Source organism: Brevibacillus reuszeri (assembly GCF_001187725.1).
Lineage (GTDB): Bacteria > Bacillota > Bacilli > Brevibacillales > Brevibacillaceae > Brevibacillus > Brevibacillus reuszeri.
In genome coordinates this window covers 1,439,811-1,460,927 of sequence record NZ_LGIQ01000009.1, presented here as the reverse complement: position 1 = coordinate 1,460,927, position 21,117 = coordinate 1,439,811, and the positions used below count along the sequence as shown (strand labels likewise).

Genomic DNA, 21,117 nt, shown 5'->3' with positions numbered 1-21,117 from the left:
CGACATGATTATGGGAATGTCTTTTGGACGTGGTGTGCTTTTTCATGATCGCAATGTGCTGGCATGTGCCGAAGTAAAAGATGGCGTCATCCATTTGTGGGCTGAAAAAATCACGATTCGAACCATTGGCAAGCTATGGTATCGTATCTTTTTTTCCTTTCCTTGGTATTATCAACTATTTCACCTGCTGCTCGCTGGCTACGTAATAGCGACTTTCGTGAATCCTGCATGGGAAATCATAAGCCCGCTTTGGGTCGCGGTTTATATTGGCGGTTTTCACTTTGTTTTTCCACGTATGATGAAAAAATTTCATGGTGCAGAACATAAGGTGTTTAGCTACCACGGGAAAAAATCACTCTCTGCACTTAGTGACATTGCCAGAGCAGATATTGTAAATGATGGTTGCTCGACTAATATGGTGGTCTGGTTTTTTACCGGGTTTCTCCTTTCTGCCTTTTTCTTGCCGATGGAATGGAGTCTTGTCTGTGGTCTCGCCGGGTTATTCGCTGGGATGTTCGGAGATCGCGTCCTCCGCAAATATTGTGGATTTATTTACAAGCTCTCCGGTTTTTTTCAAAAGTATTTCACTACAAAAGAGCCTGATCGTCTGCACTTAGAAACAGCGATTCGGTCTTACATTTTATTTGAACATATTCGTGAAGCAGATCGTAAGCAAGCTGCCTGAACCTATAAACAATCTCTGTGTTTAAAACGGCGTTTTCTACATGAATACGCCGTTTTTCATTTTCTATGGCTCGATCTTGATTCGTTATACGTGTTTTGGTAAAATTTTGATAATCTTGTTGACTTCGTTCAGAAGAGAGCAGGATGCCGAGCTGAGTTGAGTATGTAGAGAAATGAAAATGAGTAGAGGAGAGCTGAGTATGGAACAAAATCAAGGCGTGTACGAACAAGTAGGAGTAGCCATGACGTGCCGCTCATACCAAGAGTATGTGGACATGTTTTCGCTGACAGAGGAGATAATGGCGCAGGGCCCAATATTGGACGTCGGGGCAGGAGCGTCCTCTTTTACAGCGGAGGCAACAGCGCGGGGGCTTAGTGCGATTGCAGTTGACCCGTTATATGAGCTGGGTGATCAAGCTATATATGAGAAGGGGAAGCTGGAGATCCGGGAATCGACGGAAAAGCTGGCAAGAATCGCTTCCACCCTTCATTGGAGCTATTATGGTTCTCTCGACAATCACCAGAAAAACAGAGAAGATTCGTTAGAGCGATTTATTCAAGCATATCGCGCTGACACGCAAGGTCAAAAATTCGTGGCAGGGGTATTGCCTCATCTTCCTTTTGCAGACGAACAGTTTTCGCTTGTGATCGGTAGCCATTTTCTATTTTTGTACCATCAGCAATTTGATGAAGGATTTCATCAGCGTGCATTGACGGAACTGGTCAGGGTGTGCAAGCCTGGTGGTCAGGTGCGCTTGTATCCAATAATCGGACTGGATCGGAAACCATACGCCCATCTGGAACAACTGGTGCAAGGAATGGAGAGGCTCGGATGTAGGGCAAGCTTGCAGCCAACATCATTTCGCTTTCTTGAAGGGGCTACCCATTTTCTGCAAATAGTGAAATAAATTCTGGAAAAAGTCGCTGATAAAGCGACTTTTCTGCGTAGAAGGGATGACTGTGTGATAAGAAACGAAAATGGAGATCTTGTTGCCGAAAAGTAAATAACTCTTTCAGGAACGTACGTTCTTGTGTTATCATGAAACAAAAGGGCAAGGAGCATAGACATATGGACACTGCTTCTCACGTTGGATTGCAACACTTTACCGATCAGCATGCAGATGCATTGCATCGCTTTGAGTTACCAGAGGAACAAGGGCAGTTTACCTCCTTACCTGAAAAAGTCTTGGGTGTAACTGAAGGTCAATATCGAATTGTGATTACAAGTGATTCTGTTCCTGTCGGCTTCTTCTTATTACATGCAACACAGCGAGTAAAGGAGTACACGGATAATCCAAATGCGATGCTGTTAACTTCCTTTTCTATTAATTTTGCTGAGCAAGGAAAAGGCTTTGCCAAAAAGGGACTTCTTTTGCTGCCTGACTTTGTTCATGCGGAATTTCCGGATTGTGATGAAATTGCTTTAGCGGTGAATCATAAAAATGTCCCTGCTCAAAAGCTGTATTTGCATACCGGATTTACAGATACGGGTTTGAGACGAATGGGTGCGATCGGGGAGCAGTTTATTTTTCGACTCGCTCTTTAATGACAAGAAAAAAGATCGGACGAAACAGATACGTGTTTTCGCCTGATCTTTTTTGATTTCCTGATTTGGCTTATCTCGGGACGGATGCTACTCACGCTCTAGCGGACTCTCCTCGAGCTTGCGATACATTTTACCCTTATCTACATAGGATTGACGAATGCGGATCAGCTCTTTAAAGTCTGCTTCTGTCAACTCACGCTTTACTTTAGCAGGATTTCCTACAACGAGTGAGCGTGGGGGAACTTTCATGCCAGGCGGTACGAGTGCTCCGGCAGCAACCATGGCGTCTTCGCCAATCTCAGCTCTGTCCATAATGATAGCACCCATACCGATCAGAGCACCGCGACGGACGATGCAGCTATGTAAGATCGCGTTGTGACCAACCGTGACTTCATCCTCCAGAATAAGCGGGTTGTTCGGGCTTTGGTGCAGGGTGCTATTGTCTTGAACGCTCACACGTTTACCGATGATTGTGGGAGCAATATCTCCACGGATGACAGTGTTGTACCAAATCGAAGTATCCTCACCAATTTCTACGTCACCTGAGACGACAGAGCCTTTGGCAAGGAAGACGGTTGGATGAATGCGTGGTTTATGATGCTCAAACGTAAGCAGTAGCATGAATAATCCTCCTAATCAGTGGGTGTGCGGACAATCTGTTTGCAGCGGACTTGGGTGAAGGATTGAAAAACGGCCTGATTTCATGTCACAATCAATCACGATTCCCGTTACTTTTTCCACATCCCATTCTTGATAAAAGATGCGAATGCCGTGCATTTCCTGGACCAGATCGCCTGCTTGTTTTTCAGTGATCGCGATGCTATAGGTATAACTGCCACAACCTGTAGTGGTAGGTACGAGCTTGATCCCTAGCTTGTCTGCATCACTCTCTTCCGCAATCATCAATGCCAGTCGTGCAGCGGCTTGCGGGGTAATGTTTATCACGGTCAACCCTCCTTGTAGCTCTTTTATTGTACTACAGGTTGGGCGAATGAACGAATGCGAAGAAAAGAATAATGCTAGAATATGGTTGTGCTTCCAATGTCCATGTGTTGACCGGCGAAGAGCCATGTGATAGAGTATGTGTTACTGATCCCGATACGCAGGAAATGTGGGTAGTCGCTGCCGTGATCGTTTCGACGATTGACGGTAGAGGAAAGTCCAGGCTCGCCCAGGCTGAGATGCTTGGAGTGTTCGTACCTGGTGCAAGCCAGGGCAGCTAGCTTCGTCTAGCTGACGGCGTGGAAAGGGCTCTCTCTGAGGCCCGAGTACGCTGAAAGTGCCACAGAAACGTAGCTTTTCTGGCGACAGAAAAGATGGAACGCGGTAAACCCTGCGAGCGAGAAACCCAAATTAGGTAGGGGAACCGTCCCAAAGGAATCAAACAGAGGGGCGGATGGTATCCTTGGATGCCATAGATAGATGGCTACCGCTCTTGGTGCGAGGGTGTAACCCGTTTGAAGCACGGGAGAGACAGAACCTGGCTTATAGCATTTCCTGCTGGAATGAAAGTAAAACCGTCTGATACTCAGGCGGTTTTTTTGCGTTTTACGCACGATTGGAAAAAGTTCCCGCAAGAAATGGGTGCAACATTTCACCATATGCTCACGTCAAATAGAGCACTCGCCGAAAAAAGTAGTTCTACGAATGGCACTTCTAACATTTGATCAAAAGGGGCAAGTTTTGGCGGGATTCATTTAAAGTAAATACAATATGGTGGAGGGATTTCTTTTGCAGAACTTCAAGGCACGATCTGCTAAGGATTTTAAAAAAATGGTAACAGGTGCGATAGTAGCAGGATTGCTGGTGATTCCGAATACGGGAATGGCTGCAACCTCGTTGCCATTAACTGATATTGCGAAAAATGTGAACAAGGATGCAATCCTCAAATTGAACTATGCAGGCGTACTCAAAGGATATACGGACGGTACATTCAGACCGGATAGAGAAGTGACGCGGGCGGAATTTGCCAAAATCGCGGTGCTGGCGATGGGATACACAGATGAACAGGCAAAAGTCATGCAAGGCAAGACGGCTTTCAAAGACTTGCCATCCAATCACTGGGCGACTGGCTACATAAACCTGGCCGTTTCCCAAGGAATCATTAAAGGCTATCCAGACGGGACCTTCAAGCCAGAAAACAATGTAAAAGTTTCAGAGGCACTGACTGTACTCGTCCAAGGACTGAAGATCAGTGTAAATACGTCGACAACTAGCGAATGGTACTTCCCTTATTTGCTGGAAGCGAACAAAGTAGGGATTTATGGTAACGAAGAGTCTCCAATTACAGCGGCAAAACGAGATGTAGTTGCAAAGTATACAGATCGTTTTATGGAAATGCCAGTGTATGCCAATGGCGCTTACTATGACAAGAACGGTAACGCAAAAGGAACTGTTCAAAAGCTCCAGGTCATCAAAGGAACAATCGCTTCCTATGACAAAACAAACAAGAAGTTCAGATTGATCGGAGAAAAAGACGACGTGACCATCTCGGACTCTGCTCAAGTATACGGCACGATTGTCGTAGGGGCTCGTGTTGAGTATATCGTGAAAAATGGTAAGGCCAATTTCCTGACCGTAGCGACGACCGAAGATGAAATCATCGAGGGTATCGTCAAGACAGGGCTAAACTTCACGACAGCTGTTGGTGATGAAAACAAATTCAAAGCAATCGTAGGCAATAAAGAAGTCATCCTCGAAGTAGAGGACGGAGTAAGCGTGTCGCGCTCCCAAATTGGCCAGAAGTTTGTTGCTGTAGTTGGCAAGAATGGCAAAATTGAATCGATTAGCTTCAGCAAAAATACAACATCGGGTATCGTAGAGAAAGTTTCGACTGTTACCGGCTCCAATGCGAAAAAAGAAATCAAGCTGGACGGAACTACGTATGTACTGGATTCCAAAGCTACAGTTAAAGGAAAAGCACATCCAAAGGCCAAGGAGACAGCGGCTGCCTACAGTGACCTGGAAAAAGGCGACCTCGTTGAGCTGACCTTGGACGTAGATGGAAAAGTAACGAACATCGTGTATACAAAGCTCTCTGCGACAGGCACGATTACTGTGGATACCGATGATAATTTCATTACGATCGACAAGGTCGACTATGATGTATTGCGCGATACCAAGCTGTACGTTGATGAAAAAAGAGTAGACGAACTGGATGAGTTGTCGAACAACAAGGTAGCGATCCTGACATTTGATGAAGACGGCAACCTGATCAAGGTCGAGCAAGGTGTCGGGGCAGCGAGCAACAAGCTCATTTCTGGTACAACTGGCTACCAGTCGGGCAATCCTGCCAAGCTTGCAACCATCAAAGTTGACGGAATAACCTACGATCTGCTGACTACTGCCAAGCTGACGATTGATGGAAGCAGCGTCTCTCCTACTTCGATCAAAGAAGATCAGCTCAACGATTATCGCATCATCACCTGGAAGTATAATGTCGGTACCAAGGATATTGTGGAGCTGACACTGGAAAAGCAAACGGTAAAAGGATACGTCACGAAAAAGTCAGGTACTAAAATTACTGTGGACGGGAAAGTGTACGAACTGGCAGCAGGTGTATCCATTGACAGTGATGCGGCAACCAATGACAAAGAGTACACACTGGTACTGAACAACGCAGGAAAAGTGAAAGCTGTTTCAGGTGCTTTGAAAAAAATCAGTGGTCTCGTTGATTCAGTAGAGGTTCGTCATGAAAACGGCAGCGTCATTTCTGCAAAGGTAGAAGTCGATGGCAAGACGTACAAGGTAAGTAATGAGGACGCAGTAGAAGACGTGGATCAGTTTGAATACGTGACACTGACGCTGGATCGCGACGGAGATGTCATTGCAGTATCTGTCCAAGGAAAGAAAACAAAAGAGGCGCAAAAGTTCATCGGGATCGAGTCGCGGGTGAACGGAGACAAATATGTTTACTACATGGATGACTCCACAAGCCTGAAGCTGACAAAAGGTGCCAAAGCCAAATACTACGATGGATCGAACATCAATCTGGACAACATCAAATCGACAGATAAAGTGGATTTGTGGGTAAACGATGCGGGCCAGGTGTACGTGATTGTTGTGAATAAACGATAAAAAAGAATGGTGGAATTTGAAAGAGGCAGTCACTTTTCGATGAGGAGTCGAGAGTGCCGCCTCTTTTTTTGGGGACTTTATTACGGTCAGGAAGTGAGAGAAATGTCGTAACATTCATGATAAAATGAGGGTAGAATGAGAAAAGCGTAGTTATTCGATGTGTTTATATGCCTATTGTCAAATGGCTCTCAGAACCTACAGTGAAAGAGGGACGTGTCGTGAATTTTACTGCACAAAAGGATGGCGTATTTCCTGGTGTTTGCTCACTCGATTGTCCTGATCAGTGCGGCTTGCTCTTGCATAAGCAGGACGGGAAAATTGTAAAAATTGAGGGTGATCCGAATCATCCGGTTACCAAAGGAAATATTTGCAATAAGGTCAGAAACATGACAGCGCGAATTTATGATGAAAAGCGTCTCGCTTATCCGTTAAAACGAGTTGGACCAAAAGGCAGCGGGCAATTTGCTAGAATTAGTTGGGAGGAAGCAATCGAAACCATCACAACCCGTTGGCGTAAGCTAATCGATATAGACGGTCCAACGAGCATCTTGCCTTACAGCTTTTACGGGAATATGGGCAGGATTAATGTCGAGGGTATGGATCGACGCTTCTTTCATCGCATGGGTGCCAGTCTTTTGGACCGCACGATTTGCAACAGTGCCGGAGGAGTAGGCTACAATTACACGATGGGCGGCGCTTTTGGCACCGATCCGGAAGACACCGTTCATTCCAAACTCTTCATTATGTGGGGAATCAATACGGTCAGCACAAATATGCACCAGGTTGTCCTTGCTGAGCAAGCCCGTAAAAATGGAGCCCAAATCGTCGTTATTGATGTCCATAAAAATCAGACGGGTCGCTGGGCAGACTGGTTTATCCCGATTCTTCCTGGAACAGACAGTGCATTGGCTCTGGGATTGATGCATGTTTTATTTGCAGAAAATCTGGTTGACGAAGCATTTTTACAAAAGTACACCGTTGGACACGAAGAGCTCCGTGCACATATCGTCCAGTATGATCCTGCTACTGTTTCAACCATCACAGGTGTTCCTGTTGATAGCATATATCGCTTGGCGAGAATGTACGGCGAGACGTCTCCATCCTTCATTCGGATTGGCAACGGCATCCAGCACCATGACAATGGTGGCATGTGTGTTCGAACGATCGCTTGTCTCCCCGCCCTTACAGGTCAGTGGTTGTTGAAGGGAGGAGGAGCAATCAAAGGCAATAAAGGCTTTCTGGAGCATAACAAGCAGGCAGTACAGCGCCCGGATCTCCTCCAAAACAAACAGACGCGAATGATTAATATGAATGAACTGGGGAAAGCATTGCTTGACGCAGATCCACCTGTACGATCCCTGTTTGTTTATACAAGCAATCCAGCCATCGTTGCACCAGATGGAAACAGAGTAAGAGAAGGCTTGGCCAGAGAAGATTTGTTTACGGTCGTACACGATTTATTTTTAACCGAGACGGCACGCTATGCAGATATCGTCCTGCCTGCGACCTCCTCCTATGAAAATATGGATTTTTATACGTCTTATTGGCACCATTATATTCAATTACAACAGCCCGTTATGGAGCCCTATCATGAAAGCAAGTCCAATACAGAATTATTCCGGCTGCTGGCGAAAGGCATGGGCTACCATGAGCAAGAATTTCAGGATACCGATGAACAAATGATCCGCCAAGCGCTTCATGAAAATCGCAATCCGTACATGGATGGAATCAGTTTTGAAGCACTTGTGGAAAATCATTATAGGAAAGCAAATATCGCAGGTTATTTTGAGGGGAAAATGGCAACTCCAAGTGGGAAGATCGAGCTGTATTCACAACTTATGGCCGACAGAGGGTATCCGCCTTTACCGACGTATGTTCCGCTGCCCGATGATGGACCATTTCCTTACTTGTTTGTTCCTGGTCCGAATCATAACTTTTTAAACTCCACTTTCTCGAATAATGCAAAGCACATCAAATTGGAGAAAACGCCTCGTTTGCACATGAATGCCGATGATGCTAGCAAAACAGGAATTGTGGACGGAGATATGGTCCGGGTATGGAATGACCGGGGAGAATGCGAGCTGATGGTATCAGTCGGGGATAATGTGCTCCCTGGTGTCGTTGTGAGTCAAGGACTATGGGCAGATTCACCACAGTCTAAACATTTCGTGAACGCACTGACTCCAGATCGCATTGCCGATATGGGCGGAGGAGCTACATTTTTCTCTGGCCGGGTTGATGTTGAAAAACGCTAATGCTTATCCACCGCCTTTTCTGATGAAAAAGGACAAACGGGCGTACTAGCATAAGCCCTTTTCCATACGGTTTATGGAGGAGGTGAATTTTTCTTGGATGAGTTGCGGATGTTCAAGCAGTTTATTAGCTCGGCTGAGCATGTGTGGACACAAATCGCATCCTCACCGACAGGCAAGTCCGTTTATACGGTAAATGGAGTGGATTATACGCCTTTACCCGAAAAGTATAATTCGAAGCGCAAGATTTCCAGGATTTTTCGCCGGTATTGGGGAAAACAGCTAACGGATGCGATGATGCGAAACCTTCAATTACGCATTCTGAAAGGAAAGCTGTGTATACCCTACGGAGGAATTCCACCTTTTCCCACCACCGTTCAATCATTACAAGTGCGGGCGATTCAGCCCAATCAGCGGGTCGTCCAAGCAATCCTGGTTGGAAAGGGCAAGAAAATCACTGTGGATTACCGCCTGATCAAAACGGGAAATTCCACTTCTTTTACTATCATGAAACGCTCGGGAAGACAGCTCGACCAGCGCTTTCGTCCAGCGACACCGGTGGCTGCTCAACCGAAGCCGTATATCCATCCAAAGGCTGCGCCCCAAGCAAAGCCCAGAGGCAGAAAAAAACTCCTCAATACCCCATAATTTATGGGGTAGAGGAGTTTTTTGTACTATCGGAAAGTATAAATGTAAGGATGATAGTGTAAGTGCAACTAAGGCTCCGCCAAAAGCTTGGCGTAGCCAAGTTTTCTAATGTCTGTTCAAGTGATGATCGATACGCGATATTCGCGAAGCCAGTAATCCAATTGCCCCAAATAGGCAAACAGCTGAGGCGTGCTCATTAATTGTCCGAAAAACGGGATGCTCGAGGCCTCTGCATCTGATTCAGCAATTTTGCGAATGGTCTTGAGATCAATCAATTGCACCAATGGAGAAGTGGGATCATGTAAAATGTCCAGGAGCCAGGAGCGGACCGCTTCTGTGTAGGCCGGGTTATGTGTCTTTGGATACGGGCTCTTCTTACGGTAGAGCACTTCGTTTGGCAATGTTCCTTCCATTGCTTTGCGTAGAATGCCTTTTTCTCGATCACCGTAATTTTTCATGTCCCACGGGATATTCCATACGTATTCGACAATTCGATGATCGCAAAAGGGGACTCGAGCTTCCAGACTGGCTGCCATGCTCATCCTGTCTTTGCGGTCCAATAGGGTATTCATAAACCAGGTAATATTGAGATAAAACATTTCTCGACGACGTGCCTCCAGTGGATTTTCCCCTGGAAGCTGCGGCACCTCATCCAATGTTTCCTCATAGCGCATCGCAACATACTCCTCGGGTTTAACCCAGTCTCGAAGCTCGGGAGATAACCAGGAGGCCCGTTCCTTGGTGGCTCTCGACCATGGGAATGTACCTGCATGCAACATATCCTCGCGATGAAACCATGGATAGCCTCCAAATACTTCGTCTGCGCACTCACCAGAAAGAACGACCGTCGTTTCTTTTTTGATTTCACGACAAAATAAATAGAGGGAAGCATCTACATCCGCCATTCCAGGTAAATCTCGGGCTATCGTCGCTGCTTTCAATGCCTCGACGAGGGCATCCGTATCGAACTCCATCCGATGATGCTGTGTCCCCAGATATTCAGAGACGAGCTGTACGTACGGAGCATCCTCATTTGGCTGAAAAGCGCTGGCTTTAAAGTGGCGAGCATTGTCCACGTAATCAATCGAATAGCTATGCAGTGTTCCGCGTCCCTCGCGCTTGAACGTATCCGCTGCAACTGCGGTAATAATGCTCGAATCCAGGCCGCCAGACAGCAAAGTCGAAACGGGGACATCGGCCACGAGTTGACGCGCAATCGCATCGGTTACCAATTCATTGACACGTTTGGCTGTTTGCATTACGTCATCTGTGTGTGGACGGCTTTCAAGCTGCCAATAGCGTTTATTCCGAATACCGTCTCGTGTCACAGTCAAAAAGCAGCCGGGCCTAAGCTCATGCACATCGTGGAAGACACCATGTCCAGGAGTACGCGAAGGGCTGATGCCAAACACCTCTGCCAGCCCTTCGCGAGAGAGAACTGGCTTTACATCAGGATGGGCAAGCAACGATTTCAGCTCAGAGGCTAGTAAAAAGGAGCTGCCTCGTTGTGCGTAAAAGAGCGGTTTGACACCCATACGGTCACGACCAACGAAAAGCTTTTGTTCACGTTCATCCCAAATGGCGAAAGCAAAAATCCCATTTAGCCTGCGCAGGCAGTCGTGGCCCCACTCCAAATAACTATGCAAGAGCACCTCGGTATCCGAATGAGACTGAAAGGTATGTCCAGCTGCCAACAGCTCTTGTCGCAAATCCTCGGTATTGTACAATTCTCCATTGTAAATCATCGTGCAGGCATGCTTGCTCTGGCATGTGCTCATAGGCTGCACGCCACCGCTCGGATCAACCACAACCAATCGGCGATGGCCGAATGCGACGCGAGGATTCAGCCAAAAGCCTTCTGCGTCGGGACCTCGTTTTGTCAGGCATTGCGTCATTTTCTGAATAACTGGAAGCTCCTGGGAAAGGTCTTTTTCCCAATCAACCCAACCGACAATTCCACACATCATGATCACCCTTCCCTGAAGCTTTTGCACACTCAGCGTATGCGAAAAGCCTAGATGAATTGTCTGTCCAGCAGGGAAATAAGAAGAAAAAGCGGAATTTATAGAAGATTTATACATAAATGGAGGGTGCGGTGGACAATCTCACACTTTTGCTCATCGAGAGAATGGGCATTCTGCTGACTTTGGCTTTTATTCTGACGCGTATTCCTTTGTTTCGTCAGTTATTGGACCGTGAATTGCACATGGGAACCTCGATTGCTTTTTCCGTTATGTTCGGCTTGTTTGGGATCGCGGGAACCTATGCAGGAGTAGTCGTGGGGGAAGCGGGTTATGTACCGAGCTTCTGGATTTTTCAGCTGAATGCCAGTGAAATCATCGCCAATTCGACTCTTGTTGGCGTGGTCATTGGCGGTTTGCTGGGAGGTCCTTTAGTAGGAATGGGTGCGGGCATCATAGCGGGCTTCCATGTGTTTCACATGGGCGGCTTTGGCGCTTTGCCGATTGGATTATCCGTACCGCTTACGGGATTGTTGGCAGGTTATGTTGCGCGCTTTTTTTCACAGGAGCGTGTCATCTCGCCATCGAAGGCGCTGTTTATCGGCATGTTTGCACCCGTCATCCAAATGTCGCTGCTGCTGATTATGGCGGGACCTCCTGACTTCATACGGACGATGGTGAATATAATCGGAGTACCAATGGTGTTGACGAACAGTATTTCCATCGCCATTTTTACAACGATGATTCGGGTTGCCCTGCAGGAAGAGGAGCGCTCAGCCGCATTGGAGGCTGAACGTGCCTTTAAAATAGCGGAGAGAATTCAACCGCATTTGAAAATGGGGCTTACGCCACAAACGGCACAGGCAGCAGCCTTACTACTTCAGCGCGAAGTGAAGGCGGCAGCCGTTGCCGTTATGGATCGTAAGCAGCTGCTTGCCCATGTAGGAGCTGGAGCAGATCATCATCTGCCTGGTGAAATGCTTTTGAGTGATTTGGAGCGCAGGGCTATCTACAGCGGTGGGATTGAAAAAGGTTTTGGCAGAGAGAGCATGGGCTGCTCGCACAAAAACTGTACGCTGCAAGCCTCGATTTTGCTTCCGATTCGCGAGGGAGGCAGCGTCATCGGCTTGATCAAGCTCTATTTTCGCCGTCCGCAGCAGATAGGCAAGGTAGAAGAAGCGTTGGCTAGAGGGCTCAGCAATCTGATCGCCAATCAAATGACACTTGCCCTGACCGAAAAAATGAAAGGGCTGATGAAGGATGCCGAGCTGCGTATGCTGCAAGCCCAAATCCACCCGCATTTTTTGTTTAACACGCTAAACTCGATTGTGACTTTGATTCGGATTGATCCACAGCTTGCCCGTCATATGACGATTCAACTGGGCACATTCATGCGGCTGAATTTAAAGCTGACCTCAAGCCCGCTCGTTTCTGTCCAGCAAGAGCTGGATCATCTATATGCCTACCTGGAAATTGTTAGAATTCGTTTCTCTGAACAGTTTGTCATCACCTGTCAAGTCGATGACGGCGTAGGGGAAGCGATGATTCCGCCCGGAACCTTGCAGCCCTTGATTGAAAATAGCATTCATCATGGGCTTAGCCATATGACGACGGGGGGAGAAATTAGCCTGACCGTGAAAAAAACTGCGGCACAGATTGTATTTGATCTAGAGGATAACGGGAGAGGGATTTCGGATGAACTCCTGCCGATTTTGGGAAGCGTCCCGATGAAGGGTGGGGATGGCAATGGGATCGGTGTACATAATGTCAATTCTCGTTTAGTCAGTTTGATGGGCCCAAGTGCCAAGCTTGTTTTTCGTAACAAACCTGAGGGTGGTTGTCATATTACCTTTGCGATACCGATTCAAAAGGAGGAGAGTGCCTGATGCCGATTCGTGTCATGATCGCAGAAGATGAGCGACTGGCTCGTGAAGAACTAATCTATTTGTTGCAGCAGGAGCATGATATTGAGCTGCTTCCCTATGCAACGAATGGGCGGGAGCTTTTGGACATGGTGGATGAGCACCAGCCAGATGTTGTGTTCCTCGATATCAAAATGCCAGAGCTAGAAGGTGACCAGGCGGCTAGAATGCTTGCTTCTCGCAAGCAGCAGCCACTTATCGTCTTCTGTACAGCGTACGAAGAGTTTGCGGTGAATGCGTTTGGCTTGCGGGCTGTCGATTATTTATTAAAGCCTACAGAACCGAGGCGACTCGCAGAGACACTTCAAAGAATACGCGAGCGACTGATTCAATCGAAAACGGAGTATGGACAAGCAAAGCGCTCCAAGCTGTTAGTCGAGGAAAACAACCGATTGGTCGTGATCGATCCTGCCACAATTGTGTATGCAGTACGAGAGGAACGCTTTGTCCAAATTAGTACACAGACAGAGACATATACGACGAAGATGACACTCACTCAATTAGCTGAAAAGCTGAATGGCTACGACTTTTTTCGGACGCACAAAAGCTATTTGGTAAATCTGCAATTTGTCCAAGAGCTGGAGCCGTGGTTTCATGGGGCGTACAACCTGACGTTAAAAGGGCAAAAACAGCTGCGCATTCCCGTATCACGAACGAGTGCAAAGGATTTATTAAAGCGGCTGGAAGAGTAGGCGATCCTGGGAGTCTTGTACTGCTTCCGGTAGCCACTGCATTTCGTGATACAGAATCTGCTTTTGACGCACGCTTCTCAGCATCTTGCGCGCAAAAAACGCCATGGATCGGTCAAATTCTCTACAATGGAGGAAGCGCTTACAAATGATCATTGAAGAGGAGGAGATTCCCATGGGCAAGTCGGCTTTAGCGCAAAAAGGCGATGGACAGCAAAAGACGAGCAACCACTATGCAGCGGTAATCCAGTCGGAAACTTTCAAGGAACTTTTGAGGAAAAAAAGAGCCTTCATCCTGCCTTCATCCATCTTTTTCTTCGTGTTTTACTTTACTCTTCCCATCTTGACCTCCTACTTCACGGTTTTGAATCAGCCTGCCTTTGGAGCGATCACGTGGGCATGGGTCTTCGCTTTCGCCCAATTCATTATGACGTGGGGGCTCTGCATCCTGTATACCAAGCGCGCGGCACAGTTTGATCAGCTCGTAGAAAAGATCAAACAGGAGACAGGGGGTAGAGGCCAATGAATGTAACAGCATTTTTGCTCTTTTTGGGAATCGTGCTTTTGACCTTGGTCATTACGTATTACGCTTCCAAGAAGACGAATACGACGAGTGAGTTTTACACGGCTGGCGGGGGATTGACTGGCTGGCAAAACGGGCTGGCAATTGCGGGCGATTACATGTCGGCGGCTTCCTTTTTAGGAATTGCCGGAATGATCGCGTTAAGTGGATTTGATGGATTTTTCTATAGTATTGGTTTTTTGGTAGCGTATCTGGTTGTTCTTTATTTAGTTGCGGAACCATTGCGCAACCTCGGGAAATACACGATGGCGGATATGATTGCAGCGCGTTTTGACAATAAGCAGGTACGGGGTGTGGCGGCACTCAATTCGATTACAATTTCCATTTTTTACATGATTGCGCAGTTAGTGGGTGCGGGGGCCTTGATCAAGCTGTTGCTGGGGATCGATTATACAACCTCGGTGCTGATCGTAGGTGCGCTGATGACCGTGTATGTCGTCTTTGGCGGTATGACGGCTACCTCGTGGGTGCAAATTGTCAAAGCGGTGCTATTGATGATAGGTACCTTCATCATCTCACTGATGGTATTTGCGAAGTTCGATTACAATCTGATGAATATGTTTGCACAGATGAAAACGGCAACTCCTTTAGGGGACCAATTCTTAAATCCGGGCAACAAATTCAAGGTAGGGCTGGATACGATCTCGCTCAATATGGCGCTTGTCCTCGGGACAGCAGGCTTGCCACATATTTTGATCCGCTTTTTCACCGTAAAAGATGCAACAACAGCGCGTAAATCAGTCGTCTATGCAACATGGATTATCGGCTTGTTCTATGTCATGACTGTCTTCCTCGGATTTGGCGCAGCTGCATTTGTCGGTGCCGGAAATATGGATGCGGCAGGGAATTTAGGTGCTCCGCTTCTGGCGCAAGCTTTGGGTGGCAACTTCTTGTTTGCTTTCGTATCGGCCGTTGCGTTTGCTACGATTTTGGCTGTAGTAGCAGGCTTGGTACTCACAGCAGCCTCTGCTTTTGCCCACGATTTTTACGGGCACGTTATTCGTCACGGCAAGGCAACAGAAAAAGAACAAATGAAGATGGCAAAATGGGCATCAGTAGGTGTATCCGTAATTTCGATTTTGCTTGCGTTGTTTGCCCAGAGCTTGAATGTTGCCTTCCTCGTAGCACTCGCTTTTGCGGTCGCGGCTAGCGCGAATTTGCCAGTCATTCTGTTTACAATTTTCTGGAGACGATTTAATACGACAGGGGCAGTCAGTGGCATGCTGGTCGGACTGTTCAGCTCCCTGATTCTGGTTGCACTGAGCCCGAATGTTTGGAATCCGGTTGCAGGCAAAGCGATTCTCGTAGGAGAGGCACTGTTTCCCTTGCCGAATCCGGGAATCGTCTCGATCCCCCTCGGATTTTTGGCTGCCTGGATTGGGACGATGCTATCGAGCACACGAAACGATGCCAAGTACGACGAAATTTTGGTGAAAGCGAATACAGGAATGAAAGAAACTGCGTAGAACAAGTATTCACAAGGAAACGCATGCCAATATCTGGAGGCTGGGGCGAACCCTCAGTCTCTTTTTGTATCGATCCAATAAAACGGATGGTTGCTTTGCTCTTACGTCGCCTAAAAGCTAGGCATCGCTGAGATTTCTTATTTGAACGAGGAGGAAGAGCTGCTCGTGACGACAATCATTTTTTTCCTTGCTGTGATTATTGGAACCATGGCAATTACGTATTCCGCTGCCAAGCAAACGGGAACGACAAGAGATTTTTATGCGGCGGGGAATCGTCTGACAGGGCTGCAAAATGGGATTGCAATCGCTGGCGACTATATGAGTGCTGCTTCGTTTTTAGGGATTGCGGGGACGATTGCTGTCTACGGCTTTGACGGGTTTGTGTACGCTATCGGCTTTTTTGTCTCTTATTTGATTATCTTATTCCTTGTGGCAGAGCCGCTGCATAATCTTGGCCGCTATACCCTGGCAGATGCGATTGCTGTTCGTTTTGACAGCCTGTGGCTGCGCGGTGTGGTCGCTTTAACGACTTTATTAATCACGATTTTTTACATGCTGGCACAGCTGGTTGGAGCCGGAGCACTGATCTACTATTTGCTTGGAATCGAGTACGACACAGCGGTCATGCTGGTTGGAAGCCTGATGACATTTTATGTTGTGTTTGGCGGAATGGTTGCAACCTCGTGGGTACAGATCATCAAGGCGATTTTGCTGTTGACTGGAACGCTTGTGCTCAGTCTGATCGTCTTTGCCCGTTTTCACTGGAGCTTTTCAGAGATGTTCTTGCATGTCAGCACGGCTACCCCTTTAAAAGAACAGTTTCTGCAGCCTGGCAATCAGCTAAATCATCCATTGGAAACCATTTCTTTGAATCTGGCGCTTATTTTGGGAACAGCAGGGCTGCCACACATCATTTCCCGCCTGTTTACGGTAAAGGATGCGGTGACGACGCGATACTCGATCTACACAGCGACGTGGGTCATCGGTGCATTTTATTTGATGACGGTTTTTTTAGGCTTCGGTGCAAGTGCTTTTGTCGGTTATGAAGCATTGAAAAATGTTGGCTTCGGTGGGAATTTAACCGTCACGCTACTGGCAGATGCTTTGGGCGGAGAATTTCTGATGGCCTACATAGCCGCGGTTGCTTTTGCCACGATTCTTGCTGTGGTTACAGGCTTGGTCTTGTCTGCGTCTTCTGCTTTTGCCCATGATGTGTACAGTCATCTCATACGCAGGGGGATGGCCTCTGAGAAGGAACAGGTCATGATTGCCAAATTTTCTTCGATTGCTGTAGGGTTGATCTCGATCTGGCTGGCGATCAGCGCCGAAAAAATGAACGTGGCAAGCCTGGTCGGTCTTACGTTTGCTGTTGCAGCATCAGCTAACCTGCCGCTCATCTTGTTCACCTTGTATTGGCGCCGATTTACATTTCGTGGAGCAATCAGTGGCGTTCTGACAGGGCTTGTTGCATCGGTTGTACTGGTCATGCTCGGTCCGACGGTGATGGACCCAAATAATGGACCGATTCTAAAGGAGCCGATATTTCCACTAGCCAATCCAGGTCTTGTTTCGATCCCGCTAGGCTTTCTGGGGGCAGTTATCGGAACACTTTTCGACCATCCAGAGCATGGGGCAGATGCACATTATGAGCGTGTGCTGTTCCAGGCCATGACTGGTGTTAAGACTCCGTATAGCTCGCAAGCAGAGCGCAAACGTGCATAAAGAAGCATTTCCTGCTCCACCCTACGTAAAAGGAAGGAGGGGAAGTCGTTGGGTGTAAACAAAGAGACCGATTCCGTATTAGCTGCTCAGCTGGACGTGTATGAGACGACTCGAGTGGCCCTCAATGATCTGATTGCTGAGTTATGTGAGGCACTGGAAGAGGAAGACACGGACCCGTATACGCGAAAAGGCTATGAAATGATCGGGCATTATTATCGAACTCCTGTCCATACAGGAGAATTGACGCTGGTTTTTGCTTCGGTGTTAGCGGATATTCTTCACAAGCTGGAGCTGACTCAGCAAGGCGAAGACGTATCGATGGTGCGTGATCAGTACAGCGTGATGAAAAAGGATGAGTAAGCAGGCGGCCCGCGCATCGGGTCGTTTTTTGTTGTTGGTTGCAATTGCAGGCAATCCTGTCGCATGAAGCGAACTTGATCCACTCATACTAGCCATAACCTCTACTGAACAGGTGATGGGTATGGAAAAAGTCGGTCTTGTTTTGCAGGGCGGAGGTATGAGAGGGATTTACACCGCTGGGGTTCTCGACTATTTTATGGAGCAGGATTTATACATTCCGTACGTCATTGCAGTGTCCGCAGGAGCATGTAACGGTGCCGCCTATTTGGCGAGACAACACGGATTGGGTAAGATCATGCACACGAAGTACATCCATGATCCACGGTATTTTAATCTCGCCCATTTATTTTCCAGCAAGCCCTTATTCGGTATGGATTTCATTTTTGACGAGATTCCACACAAGCTGGAGCCGTTTGCATTTGAACGTTTTCGCGAGGCGACTGAACAGTTTGTCGTCGTAGCAACCGACTGTGCCACAGGGGAGGCAGTTTTTTTCGGGAAAGAGGAATGCGATAATTTATTCCACGTCATCCGAGCCTCGTGTAGTCTGCCTTTTGTTTCATCCAAGGTTGTCATTAACGGGCGAGAGCTATGGGACGGGGGAATTACCCATCCTGTGCCGCTGCAAAAGTCGCTGCTCGATGGAAATCAACGCAACATTGTCATCCTGACGTCGTCGAGTGCACCTGGCTGGATTGTACGTAATCTTTGGCGAGTGGAGCGCTTCTTTACCGGATGCAATCAGCTCCAGCAGGCATTGATCCGACATTTTCGCATGTTTATTGAAGCGCTGGAGCAGGTGCGACAGCTGCAGCGGGAGGGGAAAGCCTTCGTGATTGCTCCTCCTGAGGGATCATTTATTCGTGGATTTGAAAGACGTCAGGAAAAGCTGCTTCATTATTACAACCAAGGCTACGAGGATGCACAATCCAGTTATGTGCGTCTGCAGACATGGCTGAAACAGAACGGGGATGGGTGAGTGTTGAAAGTCAGGAGTCACAGGAAAAGCACCTGTCAGAAGGGTGCTTTTTTGCATGAACAAAAAGAACTACGAAAGATGTTTTTCAAGTGCTAAGATGGGGAAATAACATCAGGGGAGATAGATTCAGGAGGAAGACCCCATGAAATATGTGAGCTTAGAACAGGTGGAGCCAGGCGATGTATTGGCTCGTAGCATTTATTCCAGTGAAGGCTTGACGCTGCTGCAAACCGGTGTTCAGCTAACGGTTGGAATGATTAATAAATTGCGTCGATTTGGTGTAAGTATGCTCAGTATCAAAGACCCGTTTCTCGATGAGATCAAAGAGGAAGAGGTCGTGACCGAAGCGACGCGAAAAGATGCAATCCGCAATTTATCTGGCGCCATCGCGTGTGTGCAGTCGGGAAAGCATCTCGATGTCAGAGGGATTCAGAAGTCGGTTGGCAACATTGTAGAGGAAACCTTGCGCAACAGGCGTGTCCTTTTGAACCTGGGGGAAATCAGAACGAATGATAATGCCCTCTATATTCATTCCCTGAATGTGTGCATGATGGCCACCGTAATGGGTGTAGGCTTAGGGTACAATACCAGTCAATTAAAAGAGCTGGCAATCGGTGCGATTTTGCACGATATCGGAAAGTTGTCAGTGGACAAGGAAGCCCCCGCCTACAAGAAGAATAGCATGGACAATCACCATACCTGGCTTGGCTTTCACATCCTCCGAAAAAAGCATGAGATGAGTATCGTCTCTGCACACGTGCCTCTGCAGCACCATGAATGGGTAGATGGCAGTGGGGTACCACGTGGACTATCGGGGGATGAAATTCATGACTTCGCCAAGATCGTGGCAATCTGCAACTACTATGACAATCTCATCTCTCCTTTTTCTGATGAAGAAGATACCATCGCACCTTACGAGGCATGCGAGCGGGTCATGGGTTTGGCAGAGAAGCGCTTTGACCATAAAATGGTGATTCACTTTTTGCGTTCGATTGCTTTCTATCCGACGGGAACCTCACTCAAGCTGAGTACAGGAGAGATTGGAATCGTCATTGATCAGAATCGCGGCTTGCCTTCACGACCTGTCGTTCGCGTCATCAAACGAGAGCAGGCAGCCAATAAGCGAATGTCGGATGATCATGAAATCAATGATATTGATCTTGGGGAAGAGACTACGATTTTCATTACGGGCGTGATGGAGTAATGGTCAAAATTGGTTATCAGGGTTTTTTTCTTCCAACATCAGGGATATTCCCTACATACAAACAAAAAGGCTTGGGCTACAATGGGGGTAGGTAGAAGGTTGATCAATCAAGTACAGCCTCGCCATGATGAAAAGAGGAAAGGACGTGTTTGTATGTCCCGTATTCTAGTTCCGATTGATTTTTCTGCACAGTCTATTCAGGCGGTCCGCTTCGCGCTGGCCTATGCCAAAGATAAGCATGAGTTGACCTTGCTGCATGCGATTCCTCCGTTCCCATCCCGAAATGTCGTTCGTAAGCTAGGACAAAAAAGCGTTGAGGATTTCCAATTGGATGAAGCGAGAGAAGATTTGAAAAAGTTTCTGACCATCGTGGAAGAAGCCCAAGTGCCTTACAAGCTGGAAATCGAGTTCGGCGAGCCACATGAAGTTATCGCCAAGCATGCAAAGGAAGAGCATGCTGCAATCGTAATGGGGACGCATGGCTATGGCCGAATGACGGGCTTTTTGCTGCAGAGCGTCAGTTATCCAACCATTCACGACGTACAGATTCCTGTCTTCTTGATTTCGGAGGAAACGGATGCAAGCCGCTTCCCATGGAAAAAGGTGCTGGTCACTGTAGACGGCTCCGAGCATGCAAAAGAAGCTGCAAAAAAAGCAATCCAGATGAGCAAGGAAATAGAGGGAATCTCCTTTAACCTGCTGACTGTAGTCACTCCTCCTGTTGCGTACGCTGGCGTATACGGCGTAGGCTGGGAAGACACAGGAACGCTGGAAGACTGGGGCCGCGAGACGATTCGACCATACGAAGAGCTGTTTGAAGCCGAGCAGATTCCATTCGAAAGCAAAGTAGTGATCGGTGATCCGGCAACCATGATCAGGGAGACTGCGAAAGAAGAAGCGATCGATCTGATCGTTCTTGGTCATCACGGCATGGGTGGGATTGCAGGTACATTACTCGGCAGCGTAACGTTTAAAACCATTCATCGCACCCAAACGCCGCTGTTGATTGTTAAAACATCATAAA

18 protein-coding genes and 1 other RNA gene are annotated in these 21,117 nt (G+C 47.5%); 16 read left to right on the top strand and 3 right to left on the bottom strand.

What is annotated here, in order from left to right; translation table 11 throughout:
- Positions 1-4 precede the first annotated feature (4 nt).
- The 3 genes from ADS79_RS21285 (at position 5) to ADS79_RS21275 (ending at position 2,230) form a co-directional block, all read left to right on the top strand.
- Positions 5-685, top strand: coding sequence for a DUF1385 domain-containing protein (locus tag ADS79_RS21285; RefSeq protein WP_049740374.1), 681 nt, complete (start codon positions 5-7; stop codon positions 683-685).
- Positions 686-884: 199 nt separating this feature from the next.
- Entirely contained in the window at positions 885-1,592 is a 708-nt protein-coding gene (locus ADS79_RS21280; protein ID WP_236700050.1) for a class I SAM-dependent methyltransferase, read from the top strand.
- A gap of 161 nt (positions 1,593-1,753) precedes the next feature.
- Positions 1,754-2,230 carry a GNAT family N-acetyltransferase gene (locus ADS79_RS21275; RefSeq protein WP_049740372.1) on the top strand — a complete coding sequence of 159 codons (477 nt, stop codon included), beginning with the start codon at positions 1,754-1,756 and terminating at the stop codon, positions 2,228-2,230.
- A gap of 87 nt (positions 2,231-2,317) precedes the next feature.
- Here the strand turns inward: ADS79_RS21275 and ADS79_RS21270 are convergent, their stop codons facing one another.
- Both ADS79_RS21270 and ADS79_RS21265 read right to left on the bottom strand, forming a co-directional pair.
- Positions 2,318-2,851 (bottom strand): gamma carbonic anhydrase, encoded by a 534-nt coding sequence (locus ADS79_RS21270; RefSeq protein ID WP_049740371.1) that lies wholly within the window; start codon positions 2,849-2,851, stop codon positions 2,318-2,320.
- Between the two features lie 15 nt (positions 2,852-2,866).
- The gene (locus ADS79_RS21265) at positions 2,867-3,175 is read right to left on the bottom strand and encodes a HesB/IscA family protein (RefSeq protein WP_049740370.1); all 309 of its coding nucleotides are present in this window, start codon (positions 3,173-3,175) and stop codon (positions 2,867-2,869) included.
- 162 nt (positions 3,176-3,337) lie between these two features.
- Between ADS79_RS21265 and rnpB the strand changes: the two genes are divergently transcribed.
- From rnpB to ADS79_RS21245, 4 genes are all read left to right on the top strand, one after another.
- An RNA gene (gene rnpB / locus ADS79_RS34575) (RNase P RNA component class B) lies at positions 3,338-3,723 on the top strand.
- Between the two features lie 238 nt (positions 3,724-3,961).
- Positions 3,962-6,307, top strand: coding sequence for an S-layer homology domain-containing protein (locus ADS79_RS21255; protein ID WP_049740368.1), 2,346 nt, complete (start codon positions 3,962-3,964; stop codon positions 6,305-6,307).
- Positions 6,308-6,525: 218 nt separating this feature from the next.
- Positions 6,526-8,562 (top strand): molybdopterin-containing oxidoreductase family protein, encoded by a 2,037-nt coding sequence (locus ADS79_RS21250; RefSeq protein WP_236700049.1) that lies wholly within the window; start codon positions 6,526-6,528, stop codon positions 8,560-8,562.
- A gap of 93 nt (positions 8,563-8,655) precedes the next feature.
- Positions 8,656-9,207 (top strand): DL-endopeptidase inhibitor IseA family protein, encoded by a 552-nt coding sequence (locus ADS79_RS21245; RefSeq protein WP_049740366.1) that lies wholly within the window; start codon positions 8,656-8,658, stop codon positions 9,205-9,207.
- Positions 9,208-9,323: 116 nt separating this feature from the next.
- Here ADS79_RS21245 and asnB read toward each other — a convergent pair whose 3' ends face one another.
- Entirely contained in the window at positions 9,324-11,171 is a 1,848-nt protein-coding gene (gene asnB, locus ADS79_RS21240) for an asparagine synthase (glutamine-hydrolyzing) (RefSeq protein ID WP_049741095.1), read from the bottom strand.
- Positions 11,172-11,302: 131 nt separating this feature from the next.
- Here asnB and ADS79_RS21235 point away from each other — a divergent pair, with 131 nt between their 5' ends.
- The 9 genes from ADS79_RS21235 (at position 11,303) to ADS79_RS21195 (ending at position 21,116) form a co-directional block, all read left to right on the top strand.
- Positions 11,303-13,054: a LytS/YhcK type 5TM receptor domain-containing protein gene (locus tag ADS79_RS21235; protein ID WP_049741094.1), complete on the top strand. Its 1,752-nt coding sequence runs from the start codon at positions 11,303-11,305 to the stop codon at positions 13,052-13,054.
- Positions 13,054-13,782 carry a LytR/AlgR family response regulator transcription factor gene (locus ADS79_RS21230; RefSeq protein WP_049740365.1) on the top strand — a complete coding sequence of 243 codons (729 nt, stop codon included), beginning with the start codon at positions 13,054-13,056 and terminating at the stop codon, positions 13,780-13,782. Before ADS79_RS21235 ends, ADS79_RS21230 begins: the two co-directional genes overlap by 1 nt.
- Positions 13,783-13,954: 172 nt before the next feature.
- Positions 13,955-14,305: a DUF485 domain-containing protein gene (locus tag ADS79_RS21225; RefSeq protein ID WP_049741093.1), complete on the top strand. Its 351-nt coding sequence runs from the start codon at positions 13,955-13,957 to the stop codon at positions 14,303-14,305.
- A complete protein-coding gene (locus ADS79_RS21220) occupies positions 14,302-15,828 on the top strand; it encodes a solute symporter family protein (RefSeq protein ID WP_049740364.1) in 1,527 nt (508 codons plus the stop codon). Before ADS79_RS21225 ends, ADS79_RS21220 begins: the two co-directional genes overlap by 4 nt.
- A 165-nt stretch (positions 15,829-15,993) precedes the next feature.
- Positions 15,994-17,550, top strand: coding sequence for a solute symporter family protein (locus ADS79_RS21215; RefSeq protein WP_049740363.1), 1,557 nt, complete (start codon positions 15,994-15,996; stop codon positions 17,548-17,550).
- Positions 17,551-17,598: 48 nt separating this feature from the next.
- Positions 17,599-17,910, top strand: a complete 312-nt coding sequence (locus ADS79_RS21210) for a hypothetical protein (RefSeq protein WP_049740362.1) — start codon at positions 17,599-17,601, stop codon at positions 17,908-17,910.
- Positions 17,911-18,031: 121 nt separating this feature from the next.
- Positions 18,032-18,889 carry a patatin-like phospholipase family protein gene (locus ADS79_RS21205; protein WP_049740361.1) on the top strand — a complete coding sequence of 286 codons (858 nt, stop codon included), beginning with the start codon at positions 18,032-18,034 and terminating at the stop codon, positions 18,887-18,889.
- A 142-nt stretch (positions 18,890-19,031) separates the two neighbouring features.
- Entirely contained in the window at positions 19,032-20,093 is a 1,062-nt protein-coding gene (locus ADS79_RS21200) for an HD-GYP domain-containing protein (RefSeq protein WP_049740360.1), read from the top strand.
- 153 nt (positions 20,094-20,246) lie between these two features.
- Positions 20,247-21,116, top strand: coding sequence for a universal stress protein (locus tag ADS79_RS21195; RefSeq protein WP_049741092.1), 870 nt, complete (start codon positions 20,247-20,249; stop codon positions 21,114-21,116).
- Position 21,117: the final 1 nt, after the last annotated feature.

Excerpts from the sequence above, each read along its gene's own strand:
- ADS79_RS21220 (WP_049740364.1), top strand. The coding sequence starts at position 14,302 with ATGAATGTAACAGCATTTTTGCTCTTTTTGGGAATCGTGCTTTTGACC.
- ADS79_RS21285 (WP_049740374.1), top strand. The coding sequence starts at position 5 with ATGATTATGGGAATGTCTTTTGGACGTGGTGTGCTTTTTCATGATCGC.
- ADS79_RS21280 (WP_236700050.1), top strand. The coding sequence starts at position 885 with ATGGAACAAAATCAAGGCGTGTACGAACAAGTAGGAGTAGCCATGACG.
- ADS79_RS21195 (WP_049741092.1), top strand. The coding sequence starts at position 20,247 with ATGTCCCGTATTCTAGTTCCGATTGATTTTTCTGCACAGTCTATTCAG.
- ADS79_RS21225 (WP_049741093.1), top strand. The coding sequence starts at position 13,955 with ATGGGCAAGTCGGCTTTAGCGCAAAAAGGCGATGGACAGCAAAAGACG.
- asnB (WP_049741095.1), bottom strand. The coding sequence starts at position 11,171 with ATGTGTGGAATTGTCGGTTGGGTTGATTGGGAAAAAGACCTTTCCCAG.
- ADS79_RS21205 (WP_049740361.1), top strand. The coding sequence starts at position 18,032 with ATGGAAAAAGTCGGTCTTGTTTTGCAGGGCGGAGGTATGAGAGGGATT.
- ADS79_RS21275 (WP_049740372.1), top strand. The coding sequence starts at position 1,754 with ATGGACACTGCTTCTCACGTTGGATTGCAACACTTTACCGATCAGCAT.
- ADS79_RS21200 (WP_049740360.1), top strand. The coding sequence starts at position 19,032 with ATGAAATATGTGAGCTTAGAACAGGTGGAGCCAGGCGATGTATTGGCT.
- ADS79_RS21230 (WP_049740365.1), top strand. The coding sequence starts at position 13,054 with ATGCCGATTCGTGTCATGATCGCAGAAGATGAGCGACTGGCTCGTGAA.
- ADS79_RS21270 (WP_049740371.1), bottom strand. The coding sequence starts at position 2,851 with ATGCTACTGCTTACGTTTGAGCATCATAAACCACGCATTCATCCAACC.